Origin of the sequence: Chloroflexus sp. MS-G, assembly GCF_000735195.1 — a bacterium.
Taxonomy (GTDB): Bacteria; Chloroflexota; Chloroflexia; order Chloroflexales; family Chloroflexaceae; genus Chloroflexus.
Map to the genome: position 1 here is coordinate 1 of NZ_JPIM01000181.1, position 5,767 is coordinate 5,767.

4 protein-coding genes and 2 tRNA genes are annotated in these 5,767 nt (G+C 52.8%); 4 read left to right on the forward strand and 2 right to left on the reverse strand.

Going from position 1 to position 5,767, the window contains the following annotated elements; all coding sequences use genetic code 11:
* The coding region (locus JE47_RS0119290; RefSeq protein WP_035420053.1) for a S41 family peptidase at positions 1-614 on the forward strand (614 nt) is incomplete at its 5' end.
* A 791-nt stretch (positions 615-1,405) separates the two neighbouring features.
* Here the strand turns inward: JE47_RS0119290 and JE47_RS0119295 are convergent.
* Positions 1,406-1,481 (reverse strand) — tRNA-Asp (locus JE47_RS0119295).
* Positions 1,482-1,558: transfer RNA gene (locus tag JE47_RS0119300), tRNA-Glu, on the reverse strand.
* A gap of 552 nt (positions 1,559-2,110) precedes the next feature.
* Between JE47_RS0119300 and JE47_RS0119305 the strand changes: the two genes are divergently transcribed.
* The 3 genes from JE47_RS0119305 to JE47_RS0119315 form a co-directional block, all read left to right on the forward strand.
* A complete protein-coding gene (locus tag JE47_RS0119305; protein WP_031461315.1) occupies positions 2,111-2,995 on the forward strand; it encodes an acyl-CoA desaturase in 885 nt (294 codons plus the stop codon).
* A gap of 302 nt (positions 2,996-3,297) precedes the next feature.
* A complete protein-coding gene (locus JE47_RS0119310; protein WP_031461316.1) occupies positions 3,298-4,764 on the forward strand; it encodes a circularly permuted type 2 ATP-grasp protein in 1,467 nt (488 codons plus the stop codon).
* Between the two features lie 78 nt (positions 4,765-4,842).
* The coding region (locus tag JE47_RS0119315) for an alpha-E domain-containing protein (protein ID WP_031461317.1) at positions 4,843-5,767 on the forward strand (925 nt) is incomplete at its 3' end.

Genomic DNA, 5,767 nt, shown 5'->3' on the forward strand with positions numbered 1-5,767 from the left:
AGATTGCATTGATCCGGATCACGTCGTTCGACGAACAGGCTGTTGATGGCTTACGCACCGCCCTCGCAGAGGCGAAAGCAGCAGGTGCCGAGCGGCTAATCCTTGACCTGCGGAATAACCCCGGTGGTTTACTCAGCGTCTTACTGAAGGTTGCCGGTGAGTTCTTACCGGCGGAGACACCGGTGCTGATCGAACGGAGTCGAGACGGCAGTCAGCGCGTCAACACGACTCGGACTGCCGGGATCGCCCAGGATATGCCGCTGGTCGTGTTGATCAACAGTGGTTCGGCCAGTGCAGCCGAGATTCTCGCCGGAGCTTTGCAAGATGCTGGTCGGGCAGTGTTGGTTGGTGAAACGACGGTCGGTACCGGTACCGTTCTAACGCCCTTCCGCCTTGCGAACGGCGCTCAACTCTTGCTTGGTACGCAAGAGTGGCGTACCCCAACTGGCCGTCAGATTCGGGGGAAAGGAATTACGCCGGATCGTATCGTTGGACAACCCCTCGAAGCGCCCATTGTAACCCCGTCTGAAGTCCGTAATTTGAGCGCAGCCGAACTGGCGAACATCGGTGATGTGCAGTTGTTGGCTGCAATAGATGTATTTCACGAACATTAACGATGTCTATCGAAGGTTACTAAGAGCCTATCTGAAGTACCCTGTCGCAGAAGAAGATCAATTGGGGCGCAGCGCCGCTGCGCCCGTACATCTATGATCAGGTTTCATCCGCCGTACCGTGATACGATTATTCGGATCGGCTCTTGGTCGTGTTCGCCAGCAGATTTCATTCACACCCGCATGATGAGATTGCGAACCTGCGTTGTGTGGCAACGTGTGCCCGTTTCGGGATCACACTATCCTCTCTGTTTGCCTGAGCATCCGCCCCTCCCAACGCATGAACGGGCATCGTCGGTGAGCGGAGAGGGAGGACTTCTCTCCTCCACACCCTCCACTCACCAGGTGAGAGCAGCCGAACGCTGCAATGCAGCACTTCCCCCGTTCAATTACCGGCTGCGAGCAGCCGAACTGCACAGCGTAACGCATTTACCCTTCCTCTCGCCGCGTGGGTAAGGAAGGGGCCAGGGGAAGGTGAGGGGACGTCCATGCTGCGGCAATACCAAGTCGGTAACGGGCATCATCGGTGAGAGAACGGACGGCCTGACCGCAGAGCACTGTTGGAACAGAAAGCTGCTCCTGCGGCACTCGTTTCGCTTTCCTCTTTCTGTTCCTCAACGCTGCCAGTCAAGATGAAAACGCTGAAACGCCCTATAGAAGACGAGCGTCGGCGTAGGAAGCTGTGGATGGGTTAGGCCGCTGGCTCTGCCAATCATACGTACCCACTCTTCCCGCCCTCCTTGTAAACACAAAGACAGCCAGAACATTCTGGCTGTCTTTGCTTCCGCCTCATTTGGCGGGCCCGACGGGATTCGAACCCGCGACCTCCACCTTGACAGGGTGGCATCCTAACCGCTAGACGACGGGCCCTGGTGACCCCAGCGGGATTCGAACCCGCGATCTCCACCTTGAGAGGGTGGCGTCCTGGGCCGCTAGACGATGGGGCCAACCCGCTCAACACGTTGGGAGTATACCACAGGTTGGAAAAGATTGCAAATTGGTGGAGGGAATAGATTCCCCCATCGCACCCTCTCCCTCGTCTTCCGTGGCGAAGAGGTGAAGAGTTGGTCAGCAGGTCTGTCCCCAGTGTACACGACTCACCTTCTCCTTCCTCACTCCAGATGGGAGCGGAAAAGGGCAAGGGGGTGAGGGAGCTTCCACGTCTCCATGCACGTGCGCGACGGGAAGGCATCGGCTAGCGCATGAGTACGCCGTGGGTTTTCAACTTGTCCCTATCGTGCGGCAACGGGTATCGAGGGAATATTCAGATACTCTCTTACGAGGAGCATACCTTACCCGGCTGAAGGCAGTCTTGGTCAATGTGAAAACTGTCTGCCGTCAGTCTTCTCTATCTCATCGCCATGCCAGACCCATTACTCCAGTCATCCCCGCTTACGCCAGATCGTGACCCAGGTTTAGCCGTTCGCTACTTCTCTTTCTGGTGCTCTTCCCCTATTCTTGTGACAGACAACTCATTTCGTTCAAGGAGTAGATAACCTATGGCTCGCACCGTTCCTGCTACCGAACCAAAACTGGAAAAGTCGCCGCTCGAAAAATTTGTTGTCTTGCTGATTGTCGTGCTTCCCTTCCTGGGTACAATCTACGCGATGGTGATGCTTTGGCAACGATACGTTGATTGGCTCGATGTAACGTTGATGATTGTATTCTATGTTATATCCGGTTTAGGGATTACCATCGGTTTTCACCGGATGCTTACCCACAAGAGTTTTGAGACTAGTCGACCGCTCAAGGCCCTATTTTTAATTATGGGTTGTATGGCGCTCGAAGGCGATCCGACCTCTTGGGCTTCCACCCATATTCAGCATCACGCTCACTCTGATGATGAAGAAGATCCGCACAGCCCCCTCGAAGGTCTCTGGCATTCGCATATCGGCTGGCTCTTCTCGCACAAGCACAACATTGAAATGTACGGTAAATGGCTTACCAAAGACCCAACTATTGTCTGGGTAACAAAAACCTGGTACATCTGGGCAGCCCTCGGTATCGTGATCCCGACTCTCATTGCCGGTTGGAGTGGTCTGATTTGGGGTGGACTTGTTCGTATCTTCCTGACTCACCACATTACCTGGAGTGTTAATTCGATCTGCCACACCTTTGGCCGCCGTGATTACAACACACGCGATGCCAGTCGCAACAACTTTATCGTCGGTCTACTCGCATTTGGTGAGGGCTGGCACAACAACCACCACGCCTTTCCACGCTCGGCATTCCACGGCTTGCACTGGTGGCAGATCGATGTCTCGGCCTACATCATTCGCGGTCTGGAGAAGCTGGGGTTAGTCTGGAATGTGCACCGGGTCAGGCCTGAAGATATGCAAAAGCGCCAGATTACTCCAACCTTACAGGAAGTAATGGGTGATTAGTCCTGGTTGAACATACAGAGCTGTCGATAGGCGACCGAGGGAGCAACGTTATTCCCTCGGTTCGATTGTTTATTATTTTAACTGTTGGCGAACAACCCTTTTCACTGAAAGAAGGTATTTCGGTCGTGTGAAGTGACCGAGAGTAGATTGTTATGACTTAGACCTGTTTGACGAAGATCGAGGTAAGCGTTACCATTATCATAATATGCACGCTGGCAAGAGAAGACGACCGGGCAACGTCGCCCACGGCTCGCCGGGCGTAAACGCTCATCAGTTAGGTTATGATTGTGGATGCGACGACTATGCCTGAAGCCACGGATCCGGTTATTGGTCAACCTCCGTTTGAAAACTATACGCTCACCAACGCCTATGACGAGATGTTTGCCCCGGATGGTAGTATCCGACCGGCATACATTGAGCTGGCTCGTCGTCTGTGCAGCCTCAGCCCAGATGAATTACAACAACGGCAACGGTACGCCGATCTGACCTTTCTCAATCAAGGGATCACCTTTACAGTTTACAGCAATGAAGCAGGTGTTGAGCGGATCTTTCCATACGATCTGCTGCCCAGGATTCTCACCACCACTGAGTGGCAACAGATAGAAAGTGGTCTCCATCAGCGTATCGTCGCGTTAAATGAATTTCTGCGTGATTTGTACCATAACGAATATATTTTGCGTGATGGGATCATCCCCCGCCATCTGGTGTATAGTTGTCGCCATTATCGACGAGAAATGCGCGGCTTGACGGTGCCACGTGGCGCTTATACAGCAATTGTTGGCACCGATTTGGTACGGCTACCCGATGGTCAGTTTGTAGTTCTCGAAGATAATCTGCGCGTGCCAAGTGGAGTCAGCTACATGCTGACTAATCGTACCGTAATGAAGCGAGCGCTTCCGCTCTTGTTCAGTGCGTATGGTGTCCGGCCAATAGATCACTACGGCCAGGTATTGCTTGCCACGTTGCGTGCTCTAGCACCCGCTCATCGTCCTGAACCGACGATAGTGTTGTTGACACCAGGAGTGTTCAATTCGGCGTACTTTGAGCATACGTTTCTCGCCCGGCAGATGGGCATTGAATTAGTGGAAGGACGTGATTTGCTGGCGCATAATAACATCATTTACATGCGCACGACAAAGGGACTCCAACGAGTAGATGTTATCTATCGGCGGATCGATGACGACTTTCTCGATCCAATGACCTTTCGCCCCGATTCGGTTCTTGGGGTACCTGGTCTCTTCAATGCCTATCGAGCCGGCAATGTGGTATTGGCAAATGCAATTGGTACCGGAGTTGCTGATGATAAAGCTATCTATTCCTACGTGCCGGCTATTATTCGCTACTATCTCGGCGAAGATCCGATCTTGCCGAACGTACCAACCTACTTGTGTGATCGGCCTGATGAACGAGCGTATGTGCTCGAACACCTTGACGAACTGGTCGTCAAGGCAGTTGGTGAGTCGGGTGGTTACGATATGTTGATAGGGCCACACAGCACTCGTGAGGAACAGGCACAGTTTGCCGAACGGATTCGTGCCAATCCCCGGAACTACATCGCGCAACCGACATTGCAACTCTCACGAGCACCATGTTTTGTCAATGGTGTGATTGAACCACGTCACGTTGATTTGCGGCCATTTGTGTTATTTGATGGTGAGCGAACAACGATTGTACCAGGTGGGTTAACCCGAGTTGCTCTACGACGTGGTTCCCTGGTCGTCAATTCATCACAAGGCGGTGGGAGTAAAGATACCTGGGTTTTATATTGACGTGACAATCGCATCACTATGAGCTAACGAGCGCCGATTCTTCCACGTCGGGCAAAAAGATATTAACAGGTGCTACCTATGCTTTCAAGGGTTGCCGACAGCCTCTTCTGGATGAGTCGCTACCTCGAACGAACCGAGCATACTGCCCGTGTCATTGGGGTAGGGCTAACGCAAATTCTCGATCAGACACCTCAAGCCATCGCACCACGCTGGCGACGTCTGCTGGCTGCCTTGCATGTCGAGCCGCCAGGCGACAGTTTAAACGATCCGCAAATCATTACTCGTTTGCTTACCACCGATGCTACCAACCCGGCTTCGATCATTGCCTGTATGACATTAGCACGCGAGAATGCCCGACAGGTACGCGAACAGATCAGTTCGGAAATGTGGGAGCATATCAATCAGCTTTATCTGAATGTACGTTCGACCAGTATCGAGCAGATCTGGCAAGATGAGCCGGTTGAGTTTTATCAAATGATCAAAGAACGACTACACCTGATCCAGGGCATAACCGATGCGACGATGAACCACGGAGAAGGGTGGCACTTTATTCAGGTGGGACGTTACCTTGAACGAATCTGGGCAACCACGCTTCTGCTCGAAGTCTTCTTTCGACCCTACCTCACATGCAATGAAGGTGTCATCGATGCCATCGACTGGGTCGCACTTCTCAAATGCTGTACGGCGTTCGAAGCCTACTGCAAGGTTTATACTGCTGATGTACAGCCAGCGCGAGTGGCCGAATTTCTTCTGCTTAATGCCGAAAGTCCGCGTTCAATCAGATTCGCTGCCGATCAGGTGCAGACAAGTCTCGATCAAATTGGCCAGTTTGCAGGCACTCGCCATGCGGCACGTGCCGAGCGCCTGGCCGGAAGACTTCGCGCTCAACTCGATTACGGTCAGGTTGATGAGATTATCAGCCAGGATCTACTCCTGTTTCTCAGCCAGATTCGCCAGCAGTGTAGTGCAATCCATGATGCAATTTACCAGGCATATATCAGTT